General features: G+C 62.7%; 20 protein-coding genes and 1 tRNA gene. 13 read left to right on the plus strand and 8 right to left on the minus strand.

The window, feature by feature from the left end; all coding sequences use genetic code 11:
• Positions 1-222 precede the first annotated feature (222 nt).
• The gene (locus tag CR492_RS10155) at positions 223-969 is read left to right on the plus strand and encodes a glycoside hydrolase family 25 protein (RefSeq protein WP_102843641.1); all 747 of its coding nucleotides are present in this window, start codon (positions 223-225) and stop codon (positions 967-969) included.
• A gap of 316 nt (positions 970-1,285) precedes the next feature.
• Here the strand turns inward: CR492_RS10155 and CR492_RS10160 are convergent, their stop codons facing one another.
• A complete protein-coding gene (locus CR492_RS10160; protein WP_102843642.1) occupies positions 1,286-2,824 on the minus strand; it encodes a hypothetical protein in 1,539 nt (512 codons plus the stop codon).
• A gap of 610 nt (positions 2,825-3,434) precedes the next feature.
• Between CR492_RS10160 and CR492_RS10165 the strand changes: the two genes are divergently transcribed.
• The 3 genes from CR492_RS10165 (at position 3,435) to CR492_RS10175 (ending at position 6,348) form a co-directional block, all read left to right on the plus strand.
• On the plus strand, positions 3,435-4,628 hold the full coding sequence (locus CR492_RS10165; RefSeq protein ID WP_102843643.1) for a glycosyltransferase: 1,194 nt from the start codon (positions 3,435-3,437) through the stop codon (positions 4,626-4,628).
• Positions 4,625-5,230 carry a putative colanic acid biosynthesis acetyltransferase gene (locus tag CR492_RS10170; RefSeq protein WP_102843644.1) on the plus strand — a complete coding sequence of 202 codons (606 nt, stop codon included), beginning with the start codon at positions 4,625-4,627 and terminating at the stop codon, positions 5,228-5,230. Before CR492_RS10165 ends, CR492_RS10170 begins: the two co-directional genes overlap by 4 nt.
• A gap of 134 nt (positions 5,231-5,364) precedes the next feature.
• On the plus strand, positions 5,365-6,348 hold the full coding sequence (locus CR492_RS10175; protein WP_102843645.1) for an aldo/keto reductase: 984 nt from the start codon (positions 5,365-5,367) through the stop codon (positions 6,346-6,348).
• Between the two features lie 10 nt (positions 6,349-6,358).
• Here CR492_RS10175 and CR492_RS10180 read toward each other — a convergent pair whose 3' ends face one another.
• Positions 6,359-7,231, minus strand: coding sequence for an SDR family oxidoreductase (locus tag CR492_RS10180; protein WP_102843646.1), 873 nt, complete (start codon positions 7,229-7,231; stop codon positions 6,359-6,361).
• Between the two features lie 105 nt (positions 7,232-7,336).
• On the opposite strand from CR492_RS10180, the gene CR492_RS10185 reads away from it, so the two are divergent.
• Both CR492_RS10185 and CR492_RS10190 read left to right on the plus strand, forming a co-directional pair.
• Entirely contained in the window at positions 7,337-7,735 is a 399-nt protein-coding gene (locus CR492_RS10185; RefSeq protein WP_102843647.1) for a winged helix-turn-helix transcriptional regulator, read from the plus strand.
• Positions 7,736-7,876: 141 nt separating this feature from the next.
• The gene (locus CR492_RS10190; protein WP_102843648.1) at positions 7,877-9,469 is read left to right on the plus strand and encodes a Na+/H+ antiporter; all 1,593 of its coding nucleotides are present in this window, start codon (positions 7,877-7,879) and stop codon (positions 9,467-9,469) included.
• 75 nt (positions 9,470-9,544) lie between these two features.
• Here CR492_RS10190 and CR492_RS10195 read toward each other — a convergent pair whose 3' ends face one another.
• A complete protein-coding gene (locus CR492_RS10195) occupies positions 9,545-10,507 on the minus strand; it encodes a LysR family transcriptional regulator (protein ID WP_102843649.1) in 963 nt (320 codons plus the stop codon).
• A 96-nt stretch (positions 10,508-10,603) separates the two neighbouring features.
• Between CR492_RS10195 and CR492_RS10200 the strand changes: the two genes are divergently transcribed.
• The gene (locus CR492_RS10200) at positions 10,604-11,323 is read left to right on the plus strand and encodes an SDR family oxidoreductase (protein ID WP_102843761.1); all 720 of its coding nucleotides are present in this window, start codon (positions 10,604-10,606) and stop codon (positions 11,321-11,323) included.
• A gap of 319 nt (positions 11,324-11,642) precedes the next feature.
• Here the strand turns inward: CR492_RS10200 and CR492_RS10205 are convergent.
• The 4 genes from CR492_RS10205 to CR492_RS10220 all read right to left on the minus strand — a co-directional run bounded on the left by CR492_RS10205 (position 11,643) and on the right by CR492_RS10220 (position 15,827).
• Positions 11,643-11,718: transfer RNA gene (locus tag CR492_RS10205), tRNA-Lys, on the minus strand.
• A 202-nt stretch (positions 11,719-11,920) separates the two neighbouring features.
• The gene (locus CR492_RS10210; RefSeq protein ID WP_102843650.1) at positions 11,921-13,498 is read right to left on the minus strand and encodes a 2-isopropylmalate synthase; all 1,578 of its coding nucleotides are present in this window, start codon (positions 13,496-13,498) and stop codon (positions 11,921-11,923) included.
• 279 nt (positions 13,499-13,777) lie between these two features.
• Complete coding sequence (locus tag CR492_RS10215) at positions 13,778-14,770, minus strand: bifunctional riboflavin kinase/FAD synthetase (RefSeq protein WP_102843651.1); 993 nt, start codon at positions 14,768-14,770, stop codon at positions 13,778-13,780.
• A 172-nt stretch (positions 14,771-14,942) separates the two neighbouring features.
• On the minus strand, positions 14,943-15,827 hold the full coding sequence (locus tag CR492_RS10220; RefSeq protein ID WP_102843652.1) for a TIGR01459 family HAD-type hydrolase: 885 nt from the start codon (positions 15,825-15,827) through the stop codon (positions 14,943-14,945).
• A gap of 271 nt (positions 15,828-16,098) precedes the next feature.
• Between CR492_RS10220 and CR492_RS10225 the strand changes: the two genes are divergently transcribed.
• The 6 genes from CR492_RS10225 to CR492_RS10250 all read left to right on the plus strand — a co-directional run bounded on the left by CR492_RS10225 (position 16,099) and on the right by CR492_RS10250 (position 22,122).
• Entirely contained in the window at positions 16,099-16,914 is an 816-nt protein-coding gene (locus CR492_RS10225) for a hypothetical protein (RefSeq protein WP_102843653.1), read from the plus strand.
• Between the two features lie 80 nt (positions 16,915-16,994).
• The gene (mobA, locus tag CR492_RS10230; protein WP_102843654.1) at positions 16,995-17,627 is read left to right on the plus strand and encodes a molybdenum cofactor guanylyltransferase MobA; all 633 of its coding nucleotides are present in this window, start codon (positions 16,995-16,997) and stop codon (positions 17,625-17,627) included.
• A gap of 71 nt (positions 17,628-17,698) precedes the next feature.
• Positions 17,699-18,031, plus strand: a complete 333-nt coding sequence (locus CR492_RS10235; protein WP_102843655.1) for a rhodanese-like domain-containing protein — start codon at positions 17,699-17,701, stop codon at positions 18,029-18,031.
• A 220-nt stretch (positions 18,032-18,251) separates the two neighbouring features.
• Positions 18,252-18,584 (plus strand): septal ring lytic transglycosylase RlpA family protein, encoded by a 333-nt coding sequence (locus CR492_RS10240; protein WP_102843656.1) that lies wholly within the window; start codon positions 18,252-18,254, stop codon positions 18,582-18,584.
• Between the two features lie 398 nt (positions 18,585-18,982).
• Positions 18,983-20,731 carry a 30S ribosomal protein S1 gene (rpsA, locus tag CR492_RS10245; RefSeq protein WP_102843657.1) on the plus strand — a complete coding sequence of 583 codons (1,749 nt, stop codon included), beginning with the start codon at positions 18,983-18,985 and terminating at the stop codon, positions 20,729-20,731.
• Positions 20,732-20,817: 86 nt separating this feature from the next.
• Positions 20,818-22,122 (plus strand): Hsp70 family protein, encoded by a 1,305-nt coding sequence (locus tag CR492_RS10250; protein WP_102843658.1) that lies wholly within the window; start codon positions 20,818-20,820, stop codon positions 22,120-22,122.
• Between the two features lie 45 nt (positions 22,123-22,167).
• On the opposite strand, the gene greA is transcribed toward CR492_RS10250, so the two are convergent.
• On the minus strand, positions 22,168-22,641 hold the full coding sequence (gene greA / locus CR492_RS10255) for a transcription elongation factor GreA (protein WP_102843659.1): 474 nt from the start codon (positions 22,639-22,641) through the stop codon (positions 22,168-22,170).
• Positions 22,642-22,812 lie beyond the last annotated feature (171 nt).

Raw genomic sequence — 22,812 nt, forward strand, 5'->3', positions numbered from 1 at the left:
GGAGGGAGGCGGGCGGCGGGCGGTGAAGCAGCGCTTCAGTCGCAACCGTCTTCCAGGAGCATGACAGTTCGATGACGGGCGCAAGCGGCGAAAGCGACGCGCGCCTCACTTCGTCGTGAAAGAAAAGCATTCGGTGAAACAGGGCGCCGTTTTTTCGACTTGTTAACGAGGCTTTACTGATTTCACGATAATCGAATTGGATCGACATCCCGGTTCAGAACAATGTGGCGACCCCTCTTTTGCATTTTCGCGCTGGCGGCTCCTCTGCTCGTCGGCGGCTGCGCAGGCGGCGGCTTCGAAGAGGATCCATTTCCGACGCCGTCCGATTACCAGATTCACGGCATCGACGTATCGAAATATCAAGGCGAGATCGATTGGGCCAGCGTTCGCGGGGCAGGCGTGCAATTCGCCTGGATCAAGGCGACCGAGGGCGGCGATCACGTCGACGATAAATTCGCGCAAAACTGGGCCTCGGCGAAGGCTGCGGGCATTCCCCGCGGCGCCTATCATTTCGCCTATTGGTGCCGGCCAGCCGAAGAGCAGGCGGCCTGGTTTACCGCCAATGTGCCGAACGATCCCGATGCGCTGCCGCCGGTGCTCGACGTCGAGTGGAACGGCCAGTCGAAAACGTGCCCTAGAAAGGTGCCGCGCGACGTCGCCATCTCGGAAATGAAAATCATTCTCGCTGCAATGGAGCGCGCCTACGGCAAGCGGCCAGTCATCTATACTTCGGTCGATTTCCACAAGGATGTGATGCAGGGCGAATTTGCCGACTATCCGATATGGGTCCGGAGCGTGAAATGCCATCCGGCGCTGAAATATGGCGCGCGTAAATGGCGCTTCTGGCAGCACACGGCCGAAGGCCGCGTCGCCGGCATCAAGGGCAATGTCGATCGCAACGCCTTCAACGGCACGCCGAAGGACTGGCAGGTCTGGCTCGGCGCGATGACTGTCGCCTCACGCGCGTAGCACGCTCCGGCGGCCTGAAGACCCAAATAAAAGAAGGGCCGTCCTTGCCAGACGACCCTTCCATTGTCGGACCGCGTTTCCGCGAACCTGACGCCTAGGAGGCGAAAACCTCACTGGCGCGAGTCCAGGTCCGGGCCCGCAGCAAATGACAATGAGACACTGGATCACCTCCTTCCGATACGTTGATGATGACTCAAGGCTAAGACAATTTGGACGATTCGCCAATGCCCGAATTCGACAATCATGCGCGTCAATTTCAGGCGCTCCCGACGACCGACCCGCGCATGTCTGCGCCCTGGCGGCGATTGCGTGTTGGCTAGTCGCCGGGGCGGCGCGCCAGAACGCTGCGCGGCTCCCTTAGCAGAGCTGCTTTGACGAGATGTCGGGCGAGGCGCGGGGGCCGTTCGCGGAAGAAGACGAAATGGATACCGCCAAGGACGATCGCAAGAACAACAATTTCCCGCATCACCAAATTCATGTAGCCGTCGGAAGTGGATTCGATCAGCGCGTGCTGCATGTCAGCGAAGAGAAAGATGCTGACGGGAGCCCTGAGGCGGAAACTCGAAAGGCGGGAAAAGATGATCAAAACCGGCAAAAGGAAGATGAAGGGATACGTCAGGAAGCCAATCCATCCCCAAGTCGTGTACGCCTCCATCGGCAAGCTGTAGACGATATAGGTTGTGTAGGGCGGCTCCAGCAGCCCGGTGTGCCAAGCGAGCCAATCGCCGACGCTGACGCCATCTTTCTTGAAGCCGAGAAAACCGGGCATCACGCCCGCGAGATTTTTTTCGACGGCCGGAAAGCCGACATAGGTCCTTGTCCGCACGCCATTCAGGACAGCGTCGAGCAACGCCACATGGGACAGCCGGTTTGCGACGTTTGAGCGATCGCCGAAATAATCAAAGGCCGTGTCTTCGGTAAAATTCCGAGTTTGGGCAAATTTTGTAGTTTCGACGACGGTCCTGCGAAACTCCGGATCGACGATCATGCGCGCCGTGGTCTGCGAAGCTATCTCAATGAATTGCGAAACTCCTGCTTCTCTTTGGCTGCGCAAATAAAGCGTGAGCGGCGATAGGAAATTTGTAAAAACGACTGCGAAAACGAGGCCAAAGACAATCAAACGGAGGCTGATCGCGCGATACATGATGCCGACGAGCGCAATGCCGAGCACGGCGTCAAACAGGAAGGCGCGTTGATTGAGGGCGATGACGGCCAGGAAAGTGAAGCCGAACATGCCCGCAAGTAAAGGTGAAAATAACTTCTTTCCGCCAGAGAGCTCTACCGACCGTATGGCTTCCGCGGCGAGACCAAGAACGATGAAAGATACGAGAGCCGACGCGATGACCATGATCGGACCGGCGCTCGCCTGCCCGTCGCCGCTGCCGCGCGAGCCTATGATGGCAAGGCAACTCACGCCGATGCAAAAGGAAATGATTGCGAGCTTGCGGAGGCTTTTCGGATCGTTCGGGAACGCAAAGAATTGCTTGCCTGGGTCCCAGCGCCTCGCCAGCAGAATAATGACGGTGACGATCACCATCAAAACGAGCGTCCAGGCATAAGCCGCCGTGGCGTCGAAGAGATGGCTGTCGAGCGATTGCCCGTAGGCGATCTTGAAAAGCAGGGCGATGATCAGGTATCGGGCTGAAAACAGGATCGCGACCATCGAGTAAAGATCGCGTCCGTAAAGGTGCAGCGGAAGAAAGCTGATGGTGATTCCCGCAACGCACATCAGCACGACCGGGAGACTCGACCCGAGGCATAACGCGACCACGCCCAGCGCGCTGGCGGCGGCGAAAGGAATGATCAGCGGAACACGGGTGTCTTCCAGGTCTTGTGAACTGACGGCCTTTTCCAAACGGCAATCCCTAGTTCGTTTGCGGCGCGCCCGATTGACGCAGGTCGATCACGCCAGTCGAGACGCAACACGCCGGCTCCAGGCAACGCCCGTGCCTGAATGGCGACAGATAAACGGCCCCAGTCGAGGCCGGATCGACGAAACGACGCGCATATTCGTGTAAAGCGCCTGAAAGATCAAATCGCCTTAAACATGACGTCGGCCTGATCCGGCGGCCCCTTCTGCAGCTGCGACAAATGCACGCCCCTGTCGGCGCAAATTATGATCCACGCGCGGGCGCAAGGGAGCTTTCAGCAGCGCTCAGGCTCGCCGCGCATTGTTTAAATACCCCCACCGCGCTCGAATACTCAAGCGCATTTTCTAACAAGAATCGCGCCAATTCTTCAGGATGAAGATGTTTTATTTGATAAATACCGTCTATGCACAAGCCGTTATAGAAATGTTACATAAGTCGGCGGCGGCGTGCTTTTTCGCACCCGCTCTCAGCTTGATCGGCATTGCTCCGAAGCCCGATTTCCGTTAGGACTCGAGGCAAATGCGATCCCTGCCGAGGGCGGCGGCGCGAACCTTGCCCTATCCTTTTCGACGCAGCGACGGACATCGATTTCGCATGATTATTTTGCACATTATCCCGACGTGTAACCCCGAATATGGCGGTCCGATCGAAGGGATATTCACTTCGGCGCCGGCTTTGCGCGCACAGGGCTGCGACCGCGAGATCGTCTCGCTCGACATGCCGACCGATCCATGGGTGAAGGCGTCGCCGGTTCGTGTGTATCCGATGGGAAATCCAAGCCCGGCCTATCACACCTGGAAGAAACGCATCCCTTTCCTGCGCTACGGCTACAGTCCGGCGATTGTTCCCTGGATCCGTGAAAACGCCAAACGCTATGACGCGGTGATTGTCAACGGCCTGTGGAATTTCGCCTCGCTCGCGGCGCGGCAGGCGCTGGTCGGCAGCGACACGCGCTATTTCGTGTACGCGCATGGGATGCTCGACCCCTATTTCAACAAGATTTCTCCTGTCAAAGCTTTCTTCAAGCAGTTGCTGTGGTGGGTCAGCGAGGGCCGACTGATCAACAACGCCACGTCCGTGATGTTCGTGACGAAAGAGGAGCGCGAACTGGCGAAGACATCCTTCTGGCCGTATCGGGCGCGGGCGCAGGTGGTGCCTTACGGGATTGTCGACGTCAGCGGCGACGCAGAGGCCCAGGTCAAGAGTTTCCGCGACGTCGTTCCGGAGCTCGGCGACCGCCGTTTCCTGCTGTTCCTCAGCCGGATTCATCCGAAGAAAGGCTGCGACATTCTGGTCGAAGCCTTCGCTAAGATGGCGGCTGGCGACCCCGAGCTCGATCTGGTTATCGCCGGTCCGGATTCAGTCGGAGCGGTAAAAGAGCTTCGGGAGGTTGCGGCGCAGCGGGGCGTCGCTGATCGCATCCATTGGCCGGGCATGCTGAAGGGCGATCTGAAATGGGGCGCCTTTCGCGCCTGCGACGCCTTCATCCTGCCCTCGCACCAGGAAAATTTCGGCATTGTCATCGCCGAGGCGCTCGCCTGCGGCAAGCCCGTGCTGACCACGAACAAGGTCGCCACCTGGCGCGAGGTGGCCGAAAACAATGCCGGATTCGTCGAAAATGACGACCTGGCCGGCGCTATTCGATTGATCGAGCGTTTCCTAAGTCTTTCGCCGCTCGAAAAACAGGAAATGAGCAAAAGAGCGCGGGCAACCTATCTTACGAAGTTCGACATGGGGAGCATGGCTCCGGAATTGATCGAAGCCTTCAGGACCTCGCAGGCCGCATGAAGATACTCGACGCACGATCGACCCGGCCGCTCGAGGGCGGACCGACCTATTCGATAGCGAACCGCGCCTTCCGGGCAAGCTGGATGCTGACTTGGCTTCTGCTTGCTTCCTGGACGCCGCCGCTGATGCATGGGTGGCGGCGGATGCTTCTTCGCCTGTTTGGCGCGAAGATCGCCCCGAATGCGGCCGTCTATGGAAGCGTGAAGATCTGGTATCCGCCGCATCTCGACGTTGGGCGCTTCGCCGTTCTTGGCCCCGGCGTCAATATCTATTGCGTCGAGAAAATCACGATCCACGACTACGCCATCGTGTCGCAGGGCGCTAATTTGTGCTCCGCAGGCCATGACGTCGAGGACGTGTTCTTCCAGACTGTCGCGCGTCCGGTCACCGTCGGCCGGCGGGCGTGGGTCGCCGCCGAAGCCTTTGTCGGACCCGGCGTCACTCTCGGGGAGGGCGCCGTGCTCGGCGCGCGCGGTTGCGCCTTCCGCGATCTGGCGCCTTGGACGATCTATGGCGGCAACCCGGCCCGGATCTTGAAGCCGCGCAGCCTGCGCTTTGATGAAGACGGCGCCTCGGAAAATATCGCCCGCGCCGCGGAATGACGCAATCGCGGCGTCGCAACCCGCGCCGATGCATCAAGATTTGAACGCGAAAGCGGCCCTGACCCGTCCGGCAGAAGAGTGTTGACAGGCCGCAAGGCTTTGTCCGACCTTGATCGGCGTTGAGGGAAGCCGCTATGCGAACGGTCCTATACCCCGACCGCGCCGTGTCAGCGCTGGGGTTCAGTTGCGCCAGCCTCGGCTCGCGCGTGTCGGAAGCGCATTCGCGCCGCCTTCTCGACTATGCCTTTGACCGCGGCGTGACATGGTATGACGTTGCCCCGTCCGACGGCGATGGCGACGCCGAGGCGATTGTCGGGCGCTTCGTCGCCGGGCGGCGCGATCAGATCATTGTATCGGCGAAGGTCGGCCCCGCCCGTCCCAGTCCGTCCCGCGTCATGCGGCTTTTTTCATCCTTAAAGCGCAGCGCCCTCAACGCTTTTCCCGAGCTTGCGGCTGTGTCTTTGCGGGCGCTAAGGACGGGTGGCGAGCGCGAGCCGCTGCGCGCGGACCGTATCGGATCCTCCGTCCTTGACAGTTTGCGGCGGCTTAAAACCGATTATCTCGACGTGCTGGCGCTACAAAACCCTAGCGTCGAGGATTGCCGCAATCCGGCGATCCTCGACGCTCTCGCCGATGTGGTCGCCAAGGGCCATGTGCGCCGCCTCGCCGTCGCGGGCGATCCCGACGTGATCGAGGCCGCCCGCGAAACGGATCTGTTTCCCGTCATCATGATCCGCAATAACCCGTTCGAGCGCGCGATCGAGCGCGTTCGCGCCGCGCCGCCTGGCGGACAGGCGGAGTTTCTCGTGGTGCGAAGCCCGTTCGGAAAGGCCTATGAGCGGCTGTCGCATCTGCTGGTCGGCGACGGCGGCCGGCTCGCCTCGCTGGCCTCGCAGCTCGCCTATGGGCCGCCCTTCATGACAGCTGAGATTTTGCTCGACTACGCCTTCGGCAACAACCCGACCGGCATCGTCGTCGCCGCCATGTCGCAGATCGCCCATATCGAGCAGAATTGCGCGCGAGCGGCGCGCGCGCCGCGCACGGATGTCGTTGAATTCGTCAATAAGACAGTTTTATCGGCCCCCGCTCCAAGAGGCTTTGGCGTCCTGCGGCCATAACCGCCGCGGCTCAGGCGATAAGCGCCTTGGCTATCGTCGCGGCGAAGGGAGTCGTTGGCCGACCGATCAGGCGCGAAAGCTGGCGTGAATCGTCAAACAGCGCGTCTTCAGCCGCCGCGGCGTCGGAATCGGCGAGGAGCGCGGCGAGCGGTGCGGGAAGACCAGCGCCCGTCAGAGCCGCCCGATACTTTGCCTCGGGCAAGTCAGCATAGGGGATTTCGCGCCCGGCCTGACGCGAAAGCTCGGCGGCGAATTCCGCCAGCGTGAAGGATTGGTCGCCGGCAAACTCGTGGATCGCGCCGCCGGCCGCATCGTCGTCGAGCAGTGCGATCGCCGCGGCTTCGGCATAGTCGACGCGCGCGGCGCTGGAGATGCGCCCGCCTTGCGCGCTGCCAATGAAGGCGCCGTGCTGCAGCGCGGCCGGGATCGCGGCGGCGTAATTCTCCGTGTACCAGCCGTTGCGCAGCAGTGTGAAGGGAATGCCGCTCGCGCCGATCAGCGCCTCGGTCTGGCGGTGTTCTTCGGCGAGGCCAAGCTTTGAAATCTCGGCATGGAGCACGCTGGTATAAGCGATGCGCGCCACGCCGGCGCGCTTGGCGGCATCGACCACGTTTCGGTGCTGCGCCACGCGTTCGCCGAGCGCGTTGGACGAGATCAGCAGGAGGCGCTCTGCGCCCACGAACGCTGCGTCGAGGGTGTCGGGGCGATCATAATCGCCCTCGCGGATGACGACGCCCTTTGCAAAGAGCGCGGCGGAACGGGCGGGATCGCGGACGACCGCCGCCACTGCCTGCGGCCCGGCGCGCTCAGCGAGGGCGGCGACGACGAGCCGGCCGAGCTGACCGCTCGCGCCGGTGACAAAGAAACGGGGATGGGAAGCCATGGGAGTTCTCCGGTCTCGCTTGTTGACATTGGTCTCAAATAGAGACCAATGATCGGGCTGGGAAGACGGCACTTTTCCGTCGCCTGGTTACGCGGGAGGTACCGGATGGATGCGCGTGTGGCTCTGGGCGCCAAATTCGAGAATTGGCTGGCCCTGGGATTCGACGACGCGCGCTGTCCCGTGCGCAACCTGCTCGACCAGATCGGCGACCGCTGGTCCATGCTGGTGCTGGCTGCGCTCGCGGGTGGGGCAAAGCGCTTCAGTACGCTCGCCCGCGCGTTGCCGGATATCTCGAAGCGCATGCTGACCCAGACGCTGCGGAGGCTCGAGGCCGACGGGCTCGTTCACCGCGATGTGCAGCCGACTGTGCCGCCCAGCGTCACCTATTCGCTCACATCGCTCGGCGAGAGCTTCGCAGCGCCGCTCCTCGGGCTGGTCGAATGGGCCGAAGCCAATTTCGCCGCAGTGCTTGAGGCGCGCGCGAGAAGAGCCCAAGCAGCATAGCGTCCCGACTGTAAATAATGACCTGCCGCATCAGCTCGGACGGGGCTTTAAAAGCGCGGGAAAGCCGCTAGGTTCAGGCGAAACGCCTTCTTCGTCCCAGCAGCGCGAACCGCGCCGAGGGCTGACCCCAAACGCCGCCCCATGCCAGCCGAACGTTTTGAAATCCTTCTTATGCTGATCGCCGCCGTGATCCCGCTCGAGCTCGCGGCGCGGCGGCTGCGCTTTCCGCCCTCCGCCATGCTGACGTTAGGCGGCATCGCGATCGCCCTTGTCCCCGGCGCGCCGGAGATCGAGGTCGATCCTGATCTCATGCTGGTCCTGTTTCTGCCGCCGCTTCTATTCTCGAGCGCCTATTTCACCGTGTGGCGCGATTTCAAAGCCGATCTGCGGGTCATTCTACAGCTCGCGATCGGGGCGGTCGCCTTCACGACGCTGGCGGTCGGAGTCGTCGCCCACGCCATCGTCCCCGGCCTGCCATGGGCGGCCTGTTTCGCGCTCGGCGCCGTTGTGTCGCCGCCCGATGCGGTGGCCGCCAAGGCGGCGCTGCAGGGCCTCCCCCTGCCGCGCCGGCTCGTCACGCTTCTCGAAGGCGAAAGCCTCGTCAACGACGCGACAGGGCTTGTGCTCTATCGGCTCGCCATTGCGGCGGGACTGACCGGCGCCTTCAACGTCTGGTCTGGCGCAGCGGAGTTCGCCTTTCTCGCGGCGGGCGGCGTCGCCGTCGGCGTGGCGCTCGGATTTCTTGGCTCAAGCCTGCTCGAGCGGCTCGACAACGTCCATCTGAACATCGTGGCCGGATTTCTCGGCGCCTTCGCGTCTTACATCGTCGGCGAACAGCTTCATGTCTCGGGCGTGCTGTCGACGGTCTGCTGCGGCCTTGTCCTCGGCCAGCGTCAGCACAGGGTGTTCCCCGCGCTCACGCGCGTGCAGGCGACGGCGGTGTGGCAGGTGGCCATCTTCCTCCTGGAATCGCTGGTCTTCATCCTGATCGGCCTTTCGCTGCGCCCCGTTCTGCATCGTCTCGGCGAGGCAGGCGTCGAAGCTAATCAATTCGCTCCGGCAATCGGCGTCATTCTGCTCGCCATGACCGCGGCGCGTTTCGCATGGATTCTTGCCACCGCCTATATCTCGCGCTTTCTCATTCCGTCGCTGCGGGCGCGGGACCCCTATCCGCCTCTCGCCGTGCCCATCATCATGAGCTGGGCCGGCATGCGCGGCGTCGTCAGCCTCGCCGTCGCCCTTTCCGTGCCGGCGGGGTTTCCGGGCCGCGACTTCATCATGGCCGCCACAATGGCGGCGATCCTCGCTTCGATCCTCATTCAGGGGACGACTTTGCGCGCGCTCGTCAAGGCGCTCCAGCCAGGCGACGGCTTCGCGCTGAACGGCGGCGACCACGGCCTTTCCCGGCACGAAGCCCATGCGCGCATCCTCGCGGCGGAAGCGAAAGAAATCGAAAAGATCTCGCGCCAGCCTGATGGGAGCGAGCTGCATCCCCGCCTGCTCGAGCAGTATGGTCGCCGCGCGTCCGTCGCACAGCGCTTTGTCGACACGGAAGGCGCTCTTGCCGCCGATCGGCTGGCGCATTACGAGGCGATTCTCGCGGCAAACCGCGCCGGCCGCGCCGAATTGTTGCGGCTTCACCGCTCCGGCGAAATCCACGATTTGACGCTGCACGCCCTAGAGGCCGAGATCGACATAGAGGAACTCGGCGCGCGAAAGATGCTCGACCGCTGAGACAACTCTAAAATTCTGTGTCCGCGGCCATAGCGGCGCGTCCGGCGTCGGATTTGCGACGCCGATCAGTCAGGTCTACCCGCTGCAGGACGGAGCCGGCCGGATCTCCTTCGGCGGCGAGCTCGTCAATTGCGCTGGCTCGTTCGCGGCGATGAGATGAATGAATTCGAGAAAGGCGCGCAGCTTGGCTGGCGCCTGTCGGCGGGACGGATAATAGGCATACAAGGGGAAACGCTCGTCAGACCATTCGGGAAGGACCTGCACGAGCTTCCCGCTCGCGAGCCACTGGGCCAGCCCGAGTTCGAAGCTCTGAAATAAACCCTGTCCGGCTTCGCAGGCTGCCAGGGCCGTCGAGGGGTCATCCATTACGATGCGCCCGTCGACGGCGATCTCGACGATCTCTTCGCGCCGATGAAACTCCCAGCTGAAGGGCCGCCCGGACTGCGGGTTCCGGAACAGCAGCGCTTCGTGATTTGCGATGTCTTCCGGGGTCTGGGGCGTCCCTCGGCGCGCGAGATAGCTCGGAGACGCGCAGGTTACGATGCGCGTTTCGAGAATCTTTCGCGCGATCAGCGCTGATGCGTCGGGAGACCCGAAGCGCAGCGCGAGGTCAACGCCGCCGGCCATCATATCCTCGCGATGATTGCTGACGAGAATCTCCAATGAGAGGTGGGGAAAGCGGGTTGTCAGCTCGGGCAGGCGGGGCGCAAGAACGATGCGGGCGAACCACGGATCGAGGCTGAGCTTGAGACGTCCCCGAACCGTAGCGCCGGCGCCGGCCGCTTCTTCTGCCGCCTCTTCGATCCCCGTCAGCAGCGGCGCCACCTGGGAATGGAAACGCCTACCCTCCTCGGTGAGGACTACGGCGCGCGGGTTGCGATCGAAGAGCCTTATGCCGATCCGCGTCTCCAGCCGCGCGATGGCCCGGCTGACGCCAGACGGTGTCAGGCCGAGCGCCTCGGCCGCCTGAACGAAGCTGCCGGCTTCGACTACAGCTATCATCACGCTGACACCGGAAAGCAATCGCGCATTGAACATTGATAGTGACTCCAAGTCACTTTTGTATGGACAGGGATGCGTTTGTGTCAAAGGCATTCACAATGAGAAATGAGCCTCTCGCAAAAGGAGGCTACCATGGCTTTGAAAGACAAACGGATCATCGTTCTTGGAGGAACATCGGGCATCGGCCTCGCGGTCGCGGAAGCCGCCGCAACGGATGGCGCCAAAGTGCTGGTCGCGTCCAGGGACGAGGCGCGGATTAAGCGAGCGCTGACGGAGCTACCTGCCGGGGTAGAAGGATACGCGCTCGACCTGTCGAACGCCGCCGCCATCGAGGCTTTCTTTGACGCCGTCGGACCGTTCGACCATCTCGTCTACACCGCCGGGGAGTCGCTGAAGCTCTCGCCCCTAGCGGAAGGGGACATCGCCAGCGTTCGTCACTTCTTCGAAGTGCGTTATTGGGGCGCGTTCATGGCGGCCCGATGGGGGCATCGTCATATCCGGACGGGCGGCTCGATCGTGTTCACATCCGGCGTTGCAGCGGCAAGGCCAGGGCCGGGCTGGTCTGTCGCGGCAAGCATCTGCGGGGCGATGGAGGGGCTTACACGAGCCTTGGCGGTAGAGCTGGCGCCGATGCGCGTTAACATCGTCTCCCCGGGCGTCGTCAAGACGCCGCTTTGGCGTGAGATGCCAGAGGAGGCGCGGGAGTCGCTTTATGCTTCCGAAGCGCGACGTCTCCCTGTGGGGCATGTCGCTGACGCGCAGGAGATTGCGAAGGGCTATCTCTACCTGATGCGACAGACATTCGTGACTGGCCAGACTCTGGTGATCGACGGTGGCGGCCTCCTGGTCTGATCGGTTCGCCGAACGCGGCCCGCGTCTGAACGTGCGACGGGACGAAACAGGTTGATCCATCGCAACCCATTGATTGCTCGTGATTTTGACAGCCTGGGCGGCTTGGACGGCCCTCTCCTATTTAAGATAAAAAGGAGGAAGTAAGGGAGCATGCGCCAGCGCCTCGCGCCGGAAGCGTGTGGTCCTGCACGGGGGAAGGGGGCAACATTAAATGAGCCGCGAAATCGATCCGGCGGTTGACATATCGCTGACATAGCCCGGCGCGAGAGACGAGGCGCCAGTCATCAAAAAATAGGGACAGTGAAACCAAGGGGTTTGATGGTGGGCGCACAAGGGCTCGAACCTTGGACCCGCTGATTAAGAGTCAGCTGCTCTACCAACTGAGCTATGCGCCCATCAAACCAATGCAAGGGCCACATGGGCCCTGCGCAGCGGGAGCGCTCATGTAGCAAACGGGGTCCGCCCTGTCCAGAGCAAGAGGCGGAAAATACCAGACCCGCCGCCATGCGTCCGAAGTCGAGGAAAATCAGCGCGAACTGGCGGCTCATGCGCCGCGGTGGTCAAATTGGCCGCCAGTGATTTTCGCGCCGCTCGCCATCACCCGGCGAGAACGTCCCGCTGTGACTTGCCGCGCTTCATCATCAGCTTGTTCAGTGAGGCGATATAGGCTTTCGCCGCGGCGACCAGCGTATCGGGGTCCGCCCCCTTGGCCGTCACCGTCTTGCCGTCCTCGGCGAGCCGCACCGACACCTCCGCCTGCGCGTCGGTTCCCTTCGTGACCGCGTGAACCTGAAACAGTTCGAGGACGGCCCCATGCGGCACCAGCGCCTGGATGGCGTTGAAGATGGCGTCCACCGGGCCGTTGCCGGTCGCCTGATGGGTCACATGCGTTCCGTCGATGTCGAGGGTCAGCGCCGCCGATTGCGGCCCCTTGGTCCCCGCGAAAACGGTGAGGTCGACGAGCTTGATTCGATCATGCGCATGAATGATTTCATCGTCGACAAGCGCCATCAGATCCTCGTCATAGACGACCTTCTTGCGGTCGGCGAGATCCTTGAAGCGCACGAAGGCGTCGTGCAGGGCGTTGTCGGCGAGCTCATAGCCAAGCTCGCGCAGCTTGTCCTTGAACGCGTGGCGGCCGGAATGCTTTCCCATCACCAGCGAGGTCTTGCTGACGCCGACGCTCGCCGGCGTCATGATCTCATAGGTCTGGGCATTTTTCAGCATGCCGTCCTGATGGATGCCGCTCTCATGGGCGAAGGCGTTGCGGCCGACGATCGCTTTGTTGAATTGCACCGGCGACGAACTCACCGCCGAGACGAGTTTTGACGCGCGCGTCAGAAGCGTCGAATCGATTTCGGTGTGATAGGGCAATGAATCGCCGCGCGTCTTCAGCGCCATGACGACTTCCTCGAGAGCGGCGTTGCCGGCGCGTTCGCCAAGGCCGTTGATGGTGCATTCAACCTGACGCGCGCCGCCGCGCACGCCCGCTAGCGAATTGGCGACGGCGAGTCCGAGATCGTCGTGGCAATGCACCGAAAACACCGCCTTGTCGGCGTCCGGCACCCGCTCGCGGATCTGGCGGAACATCGCCTCATATTCGTCGGGCAAAGCGTAGCCGACGGTGTCCGGCAGATTGATCGTCGTCGCGCCGGCGCGGATCGCCGCCTCGACGCAGCGGCAGAGATAGTCGATCGGGGTGCGCGTTGCGTCCATCGCCGACCATTCGACGTCGTCCACGAGATTGCGCGCCTGCGTCACGGTGCGGGCGATGATCTCAAGTACCTGGGCTTCGCTCTTGTTCATCTGATGCTGAAGATGAATGGGCGAGGTCGAGACGAACGTATGGATGCGCGGCCGGCGCGCTTTGCGCACCGCCTCGCCACAGCGGGCGATGTCGCCCTCGATGGCGCGGGCGAGTCCGGCGATGACGGCATTTTTGGTGCGTTCCGCGATGGCTGAAACGGCTTCGAAATCGCCTTCGGAGGCGATCGGGAAGCCGGCCTCGATGATGTCGACGCCCATATGGTCGAGCATTTCGGCGACCTGCAGCTTGTCCTCAAGATACATGGTCGCGCCGGGCGATTGCTCACCGTCGCGCAAGGTGGTGTCGAAGATGACGACGGATTCTGAATTGCGCGCGGAGTCGCGCGGGGAAGAAACGGAGTCTGTCATGGTCTTGTCCGGAAAGGGAGATCGTCAGGGTTTTTTCGGCGCGTTCCCCTGAGCGCCCAGGCAAAGCCCGGCCGGCCCTCAGGGGCGGATAAGCAGAAGAAGCTTTCCAGCAAGAAGCGAAGCTCCGCCGGGCGCGGCGCAAAGCGCAACGCGGCCAACCAGCGGAAAGTCAAAACCGAAATGCACGGAATATCTTACCCTAATAGCGCCCTTAAGCTGAAGGCGAGGATTGAAAGTAGAGGAGGCGGGGGAAAATAGCAAGCGCCCGCCCGACGCGCGTCAAGGCGAGGATGAGGCGCGCAGCATCTCCCGCGCCTTCGCTGCGTCGGCCGCGATCTGCGCCCTCAGCGCCTCCAGCGAGGCGAATTTTTCCTCCGGCCTGATCCAGCCGATAAAGAACACTTCCACCGTCCGGCCATAGAGATCGCCGGAAAAATCGAACAGATGCGCCTCGAGCAGCGCCTCGCCATTGTCGTCGATCGTCGGACGGCGCCCGAAGCTCGCGACGCCATCGTGCAGGACGCCGGCAATTTCCACCCGCACGGCGTAAATGCCGTGACGCAGCCGACAGGTCGGATCCGGCCTGATATTGGCCGTCGGATAACCAAGCTCGCGTCCAAGTTTCTGGCCCGCCAGCACCTCGCCGACAATCGAATAGGGGCGTCCGAGCAGGCGGGCGGCCTCAGCGGCGTCGCCGGTTTCCAGCGAGGCGCGGATCGCGGTGGAGGAGGCGGGTCTTTGCGCCTCACCGGCCGCCGAACCGCCGCCAGCGGCGTCGACGCGTTCGACGATTTCGACGCCAAGGCCGAGTCGCGCGCCAGCCTGCCGCAAGAACGCCGGCGTGCCCGAGCGGCCGGCGCCGAAATGGAAATCATAGCCGGCGACGACGGCGCTGACGTTGAGCCGCCGCAGCAGAATCTCTTCGATGAAACGGTCCGCCGGCAGGCCGGCGAGCGCTGCGTCGAATGGCACGACGATCATTCCGTCGAGGCCGAGGCGCTTCAGCGATCGCGCCTTGGCTTCAAGCGGCGAAAGGCGAAACACCGCGCGTTCCCGATTGAAAAAATCGGCTGGATGCGGCTCGAAGGTCAGCACCGCGCAGGGCCGGCCAAGCCGGGCGGCAAGAGCTTCGGCGCGGCCAATCACAGCCAGATGTCCAAGATGCACGCCATCGAAATTGCCGATCGCGACGACGGCGCCCTCAAGGCCCTCCGGCGGGCTCTGCGGGTCGATCGCGAGGATGAAGCGTTTGGCGCCATGCGTTTGGGTCAAGGCAGGCGGCGCCGCGCCGATTGGAGGCGGTCGGTCGGCTGGCGCGCGCGGCGCCGCCGCATGGCCTCGTTCAGGTGCTGCGGCATGGGAAAGGCCTGTTGTCGGAAGTTCGCGCGAAACTGACGCGGGCCCTGGCTCCAGTCAAGCTTGGCGTCTGGCGTCCGCAATGGCTCTACCAGACAAGTTGGGCGATTGCGGCGCTGGGCCGCAGGCCGAAATCAAGGACGAACTGCTGCAGCGCGGCGGCGTGGATCGCCGCATGCTCGGCCGCTCCATGCAAGGCGTCGCGATGAATCCCGGACGTGACGAGAACGCTGTCAAAGCCCTGCTTGGCGGCCCCGCGAATGTCCGTGCGCATGGCGTCGCCGATGGCGAGGACTCTCGCGCGTTCGACCGCGCCGCCACGCGCTGCGCCCGCGAGCGTCAGAGCGCGATCATAGATCGGCGCAAAAGGTTTTCCAGCCTGGATTACATTGCCGCCGAGACGCTCATAGCGTTCGGCGATGGCCCCGGCACAATAGGAGAGGGCGCCGTCGACCTCGACGACGAGATCCGGATTGGCGCAGAGAAAATCAAGTTTTCGCGCAAAGATAAGCTTCAGCCGCTCATCGTAGTCTTCGGGCGTCTCGCTAAAAAAATCAATGAAACCGGTGCAGAGGACGAAGTCGGCGCTCGCGATCGGCGCAAATCGCGGCGCGTGGCCGTCGCGCGCCGCGACTTCCTCGAACAAGCCCGTTTCCTGCGGCGCGCCGATGTGGAACAGGCTTTGACCGCTCCGCTCGATCAACAGGCTGACGGTGACGTCTCCCGACGAAACGACGGCGTCATAGGCGCTGGAGGGAAAGCCGAGTTCGTTCAGCTGGGCCGTGACGATGCGGCTTGGCGCTGGCGAATTGGTGATGAGAATGACCGCGCCGCCCCTGGCGCGAAAGCGGCCAAGCGCGTCCGCCGCGCCGGCGAAGGCCGAGGCGCCATTATGGACGACGCCCCAGACGTCGCTGAGGATGACGTCATAGCCATCGGCGATCTCGCTCAAGCCCGCGATTAGACGAGGCACGCAAATTTCCTTCGGGTTGCGAAAAAAGGCTCTCTTTCAGGGCGGCCAGAGGGTTCGGGCGGCGCCGCAGGTCGGGCCTCGGACATCCCGCGCCTCTAGGCGGGGAAGCCAGCTCTGTCAAGCAAGCGTCCCCGCGATTGCAGAGGACTTTCGATCCGAGCCGTTTACCGATTTTTCTCAAGCTGCCGCTTAAGCTGTGGCATGACGACTGACAATATGTTTTATTAAATAGCTAGCCGGCGCGAGTTTGAGCCTTGCGTAACTTTCCCAAATGTCGCCGAGCACGAACCTCTTGAGCGCGGCGCCGACCGCCGCCCGCATTCTCTTCGCTTGCGCTCTTCTGCTTGTGACGCCACGCATCGTCGTCGCCGGAGCCTGGCTGATGCCGCCGGGCGCCGGGCAAATCATCGCCGGAACGGCCTTTTCCGGGTCGGCCCGGGCCTTTGACGCGCAAGGGCGCCTCGTGCCGGTGCCCTCCTACCAGAAATTCGAACTCGGCGCCTATGTCGAATATGGCCTGACCGATTGGGCGACGCTTGTCGCGACGCCGTCCTATGATCGCATCAGCCAGCCGGCGCCGGCCGTCCCCTACTCGGGGATCGGCCAAAGCGGGCTTGGCGCGCGCTTCGGCCTTTACCACACCGACGCGCTGGTGTTTTCCGCGCAGGGGCTGCTGGCCTCGCCGGGAGCGTCCTTCAATGGCAATCTGCAGCCGCATCGGGCCGCTTCGCTCGATCTGCGCGCTATGGCCGGCTATAATTTTACCCTCGGCGCGGCGGCCGCCTTTCTCGACGCCGAGGCGGCCTATCGCCTTTATGCGCAGGCGCAGCCGGGCGAATGGAAATTCGATGTCACCTTCGGCGTTCGGCCGATCGCAAATTGGCTCGTCCTGATGCAGAGCTTCGGCTCGCTCCAGCCAGGGCAGGCCGAGGGGTTCCCGCAATCCTGGTGGGAGAAGCTTCAGGGCAGCGTCGTCTACGATTTCAATTCCGTCTGGTCCGCGCAAATCGGCGTTTTCATGACCGTCGCGGGAAAGAACACGGGGCGGGAGCTGGGGCCGGTCGGAGCGATCTGGTATAAGTTCTAATCAGGTTGCGCACACGCCGGGAAGTTAATGTTAGATATCAGAAATATATTGCAAGTCATTGCCAAAGTTGCAGCGCCGTGATGGAGAAATGCGTTGGCGTGCTCCTCGCTGGCGGCCTCTCTCGGCGCATGGGCGGAGGCGATAAGGCGCTGCAAGAGATCGCCGGAGCGACGATCCTCGAACGCATGATCGCGGCGCTGTCGCCGCAATGTTCGAGATTGATCCTCAACGCCAATGGCGATCCAGGCCGCCTCAAGGCCTTTGGTTTGCCGATCATCGCCGACGATCCGCCGGATTTCAAAGGGCCGCTTGCCGGCGTTTTGGCGGGGCTCGACTGGATCGCCGAAAATTCCCCGGAAGCTTCCTTCGCGCTGAGCGCCCCGACCGACGCGCCATTTCTGCCGGATGATCTTGTCGCAAGGCTTTTTGCGGCGCGGCGTGCGGAAGGCGCCGAAATCGCCTGTGCGCGTTCAGGCGGACGGGAGCATTCCGTGATTGCGCTTTGGCCGGTAGCCATCCGGCAGGAGCTGCGTCACGCGCTTTATTCTGAAGACGTGCGAAAGGTCGGGTCTTTTCTTGGGCGCTACGCGGTCGCCTACGCCGATTGGGACATCGAACCCTTCGATCCCTTCTTTAACGCCAATACGCTCGAAGATCTTCGCGTCGCCGCCGAGATTGCGACCCGCCTGGCGTCTAGCCGAAAAATTCTTTAGTCTATTCTTTTAGACTGTAACTCCACGCTGCGTTATAGAGCCGTCACAATCAAAACGGATCGGGACCTAACATGGCGCAAACGTTGGATAATATCGAAAATATCTCACTTGAGGAGTTGAAGCAGGGGCTTGCCGATGGCGCGATCCTGCTTGTCGATGTGCGGGAGCCGAATGAATTTGCTGCCGGACATATTCCCGGGGCGACGCTCAATCCGCTGCAAAGCTTCGACCCTTCAAAGCTGCCGAAGGGGCAGGGCAAGCGCGTCGTCCTTTCCTGCCGTTCCGGCAAGCGGTCGCTGGCCGCGCTGGAGCTTGCCCGCAAGGCCGGGCGCAGCGATGTGACCGCGCATTATCCCGGCGGTTTTCAGGAATGGGCCCAGCGTGGCGAGAAGGTGGAATTGTAGCCCACTTCCTTGGCGTTGGGGCGCCTCGACGCCAGGGTCGGCCTCGGACGGGACGGACTTACCGGAATCGCCCCTAGCGTTTGACCGTTCCGCCGCCGCCCGCGCTCTATAGTCACAGTCTAATCAAGCAACCATCTCGTTATGGTCACAATTGCTGGCTAATTGCCCCGCTCCCGTTAACAGGAGAGGGGTAGAAGGTTTGAAGTTTGTAAATGGAGCGATGCTTGGAACCCTGATTGTTTGTCCTTTGTCTGAAGCCGTTGCTGGCGCCGAGGCTGAATATTATGTCAAAGCCTCATATTATTCATCGGGTGTGCGAACTGCATCTGGGGAACCCTTCGATCACCGCGCAATGACCGCCGCGAGCAAGACCCTGCCCTTTGGTGCGCGCCTGAAACTGACCAACCCCGCCACCGGACGCTCGGTCGTCGTGCGGATCAATGATCGCGGCCCCTTCGTGCGTGGCCGCGACCTCGATCTTGCCCGCGGCGCGGCTGAAGCGCTTGGCATGCTCGAGGCGGGCACGGCCACTTTGCAGGTCGCACGCCTGTAAGCGTTCGTTCGCCTTCCCTGGTTCGGCCGGGCTTTGCGCGTCGCGATCCTCGATCGGGCGCCGGGCCTGGCCGCATAAATCACCCAGCGCGCGCTCCAAACGGCTAAACGCGCTCCGCGCTCTTGCCAGTTACCAGACGCGCGCCGCGCTCTTGCTGATCAAACGCGCATTGCGCTCTTGCCGATTAAACGCGCCCGGCGCTCTTGCCGCAGCGCCCGGCTCTTGCTAGATAGCGCACATCAGTCTTGCTTTTTTTCGCCGTTCCGGCGCCGGTCCGCTTTAGCGGAAGTCCTTCGCCCATTGTGAGCAATGCTCATTGGCAGGGATACCGGCGGAAGAAAGCGCCACCAACCCCAAACCACCGGCGCCGCCCGCTCCGCGGGCAACCAGGAGACCAAATGGCATCAATTTCCACCTATGCGCCGACGCGCGAGGATTTCGCGGCGCTTCTCGACGAGAGCTATGGCGACAACGAGGCTTTTGAAGGCTCGGTCGTCAAAGGCACCGTCGTCGCAATTGAAAAAGACGTCGCCGTCATCGACCTCGGCCTCAAGACCGAGGGACGCGTCGCCCTCAAGGAATTTCAAGGTCCGAACCGCGAAGGCGCGCCCGTCGTCGGCGACGTCGTCGAGGTCTATCTCGAGCGCATCGAGAATGCGCTTGGCGAGGCCGTCATCTCGCGCGACAAGGCCCGCCGCGAAGAGAGCTGGGTCAAGCTCGAAAAAGCTTTCGAGAAGCAGGAAAAGGTTGAAGGCGTCATCTTCAACCAGGTCAAGGGCGGCTTTACGGTCGACCTCGACGGCGCCGTCGCCTTCCTGCCGCGCAGCCAGGTCGATATCCGTCCGATCCGCGACGTCACCCCGCTGATGGGCGTGCCGCAGCCGTTCCAGATCCTGAAAATGGATCGCCGCCGCGGCAATATCGTCGTTTCGCGCCGTACTGTGCTTGAAGAATCTCGCGCCGAACAGCGCCATGAGATCGTTGCCAACCTCGAAGAGGGGCAGGTGATCGAAGGGATGGTCAAGAACATCACCGATTACGGCGCCTTCGTCGACCTCGGCGGCATCGACGGCCTGCTGCATGTTACCGATATCGCCTGGCGCCGCGTCAACCACCCGACGGAAGTTCTGTCGATCGGTCAGACGGTTCGCGTCAAGATCATCAAGATCAACCACGACACCCACCGCATCTCGCTCGGCATGAAACAGCTGCTCGAAGATCCGTGGCAGGGCATCGAGGCGAAATACCCGGTCGAGGCGCGCTTCCGCGGCCGCGTCACCAACATCACCGACTACGGCGCCTTCGTCGAACTGGAGCCCGGCATCGAGGGACTGATCCACGTCTCCGAAATGTCCTGGACCAAGAAGAACGTGCATCCCGGCAAGATCGTCGCGACGAGCCAGGAAGTTGACGTTCAGGTTCTCGAAGTCGATCCCGTCAAGCGCCGTATTTCGCTCGGCCTGAAGCAGACCCTCGCCAATCCGTGGGAATCCTTCGCCGAGAAATTCCCGATCGGCTCGGAAGTCGAGGGCGAGGTCAAGAACAAGACCGAATTCGGTCTGTTCATTGGCCTCGACGGCGACGTCGACGGCATGGTCCACCTCTCCGATCTCGACTGGAAGAAGCCCGGCGAGCAGGCGATCGAGGACTACAAGAAGGGCGATATCGTCCGCGCCAAGGTGCTCGACGTCGATATCGACAAGGAGCGCATCTCGCTTGGCGTGAAGCAGCTCGGCGGCGACGCCGTCGCGCCGGCCGCGGAAGGCGCTCCGAAGCCGACCGACGATCCGTCCGACCTCAAGAAGGGCGTTGTCGTCACCTGCGAGATCATGGACGTCAAGGACGGCGGCCTCGATGTTCGCATCGTCGGCACAGACTTCACCGCCTTCATCAAGCGCAACGAGCTGGCGCGCGACCGCGCCGATCAGCGTCCCGAGCGTTTCGCCGTCGGCGAGAAGGTCGATGCGCGCATCACCCAGTTCGATCGCCGCACCCGCAAGGTGACGGTCTCGATCAAGGCGCTCGAAGTCGCGGAAGAGAAGGAAGCCATCGCGCAATATGGCTCCGCCGATTCTGGCGCTTCGCTCGGCGACATCCTTGGCGCGGCCCTGAAGGCCCGCGAAAAGGGCGGCAAGGCCGAAGAGTAAGATCGACCGCAAAGCGGCCTATCAATCCAGCGAGCCCGCGCGAAGTTTCTTCGCGCGGGCTTTTTTGGCCTTCAGGGGAGCGGTCCATGACTGCGGCAGCTTCACGCGTCGCCGGCGTCGGCGTTGATTTCGGCACGACGAACAGCGTCGTCGCTCTCGCCTATGAGAACGGCGAAGTCGAGAGCCTCAGCTGGCCCTCTCAGTTTGGCGCGACCGAGACCTATCGTACGGCGCTGATGTTCTGGCGCGAGGGGCGCGCCATTGCCCACGCCTCTGGGCCAACGGCCATCGCTCGCGCCGTCGCGGCCGATGGCGAACAGCGCTTCATCCAGTCGATCAAGACCTATCTGGCGAGCCGGCTCTTCTCCGAAACGCGGCTTTACGGCCAGCGCTTCACCATCGAGCAATTGGTCGCGACGTTTCTGAGCGATCTCTTGGCCGATTTGCGCTTGGGCGGCGATTCGAGCGCGGCGCAAATCGCGATCCTGTCCGGCCGGCCGGTCGTTTTCGCCGGCGAGGATCCGGACGAAGAACTCGCGGTCGCCCGCCTCAAAAACGCCTATGCTCTGGCAGGCTTTCACGATGTCGGCCTCGCCTTCGAGCCCTTCGGCGCGGCCTATTGGTATGCGCGTCATCTGGAGTGCGAAGAAACGGTGCTTGTGGCCGATTTCGGCGGCGGCACCAGCGATTTCTCAATTATGCGCTTTTCCCGCAAGGACGGCGCGCTGACGGCGCGGCCGCTCGCCCATACCGGCGTCGGCGTCGCCGGGGATTCATTTGACTATCGCATCATCGACCATGTCGTGGCGCCAAAACTCGGCAAAGGCTCGTTTTACCGCTCCTTCGACAAGCGTCTGCCGATCCCGGCCTATTTCCATGCCGCCTTCGCGCAATGGCATCAATTGTCGTGGCTGAAGACGCCGCAGACGCTGGGCGAATTGCGCAAGCTGATCCAGAGCGCCGAGGAGCCGGAGCGGCTGGAAGATCTGATGGCGGTGATCCAGCACGATCTCGGCTTCGAGCTGTACCGCTCCGTCGGCGCGCTCAAGGCGCAGTTGTCCGATGAGGAAAGCGCACGTTTTTCCTTCAAACGGGAGGGCATCGCCATTGAGGCGGACGTGTCGCGCGAAAAATTCGAGGCCTGGATCGCGCCAGATCTCAAGCGCATCGGTGCCTGCGTCGATCAGGCTATCGCGGCGGCCGGCCTCAACGCCGCAGCGATCGACGCCGTCTTTCTGACGGGCGGAACGTCTTTCGTGCCCTCCGTGCGCGCGCTGTTTACGGAGCGCTTTGGCGCCGGGCGCGTGCATATCGGCGACGCCTTCCAGTCAGTGGCCTCGGGCCTGGCGCTGATTGCGGCGGAGCGGGTGGGCGCCGGGCCGGCAGGGTAGGGGCCGGCGCGGCGCGCAAGACTTCGGCTACGGATGAAGCTCCGGCTACTGAAACGTCACCTTCAAGATCTCATAGCTTTTTCCGCCGCCGGGCGTCGTCACCTCGACCGTGTCGCCGACCTTCTTGCCGATCAGCGCGCGGGCGGTCGGCGAGGTGATCGAGACGCGGCCGGATTTCACGTCGGCCTCGGTCTCGCCGACGATCTGATAGGTTTTTTCCGCTTCGGTGTCTTCATCGATCAGCGTCACCGTCGCGCCGAACATCACCGTCGCGCCGCTGAGTTTTGAGACGTCGATCACCTCGGAGCGGGACAATTTGTCTTCAAGCTCGGCGATGCGGCCCTCATTCAGGGACTGGGCTTCCTTCGCGGAATGATATTCGGCGTTCTCCGACAGATCGCCGTGGCTGCGCGCTTCGGCGATCGCCTGGATGATCCGCGGCCGTTCGATCTGCTGGCGCCGCTTCAATTCGTCTTCGAGGGCGAGATGGCCCGCCGCCGTCATGGGAACCTTGTCCATGGTGGTATCTTTCACATCCCTATAAACAACAAAAGCGTCCGCTCCTCCCTGGGGCGCGGCGTTGTCGTGGTCTTCAAAAACTGTCGGCTCGTTTGAGGCCGCAGGGGCTATCGCTAATCGCCGGGCTCCAGCGCTTTGCCGCCGCGAATCCGTCTCCCGCCTAAGAGACAC

Origin of the sequence: Methylocella silvestris (assembly GCF_002891535.1) — a bacterium.
Lineage (GTDB): Bacteria > Pseudomonadota > Alphaproteobacteria > Rhizobiales > Beijerinckiaceae > Methylocapsa > Methylocapsa silvestris_A.